The 662-nt window shown below is 48.0% G+C and carries 1 pseudogene; it reads left to right on the top strand.

What is annotated here, in order from left to right:
• Positions 1-662: pseudogene (locus A3763_RS07035) on the top strand (pyrimidine/purine nucleosidase domain-containing protein); the annotation flags it as partial.

Raw genomic sequence — 662 nt, 5'->3', positions numbered from 1 at the left:
CGGCAGCACCGTCGATGATACCAATGAAATCATCGAGCGCTATAAAGATTTCAGTATCAAATTTATACGCCAGTCTCGTGGTATCAAGCTGCTGATTGAAAATGCGCCTGGCTCAGCCTTTGTTGATGGCAAGATGATTCGCGGTATTCGGGAACAACTTTTTTCAGTATTAAGAGATGTGCTCTACGTTCAAAACCAACTGCTTGACCCTCAGCATTTTGACTTTGAACACTCCAAGGGCATCACTGATGCAGTCTTTCATATTCTTAGAAATGCCAACTTGCTGCGCAAAGGCGCCCAAGCACCGCTTATAGTCTGCTGGGGTGGCCACTCTATCAATCGATGCGAATATGAATTTACCAAAGAGGTGGGCTACCAACTAGGCCTTCGCGAAGCAAACATTATTACCGGCTGTGGCCCCGGCGCAATGAAGGGGCCCATGAAAGGTGCCACAATAGGCCACGCCAACAGCATTTTGAAGAGCGGCGCTATATAGGCATTACAGAGCCAGGAATTATCGCAGCCGAGTCTCCAAACCCTATCGTCAATGAACTAGTTATACTCCCAGACATCGAAAAACGCCTGGAAGCCTTTGTGCGCTGTGGTCACGGGGTTATCGTATTTCCTGGCGGTGTTGGTACGGCAGAGGAAATTCTCTATAT

It is taken from the genome of Oleiphilus sp. HI0128, assembly GCF_001635365.1.
Note: the sequence above shows the minus strand (reverse complement) of the source record. Positions and strands in the feature narration are given on the sequence as shown.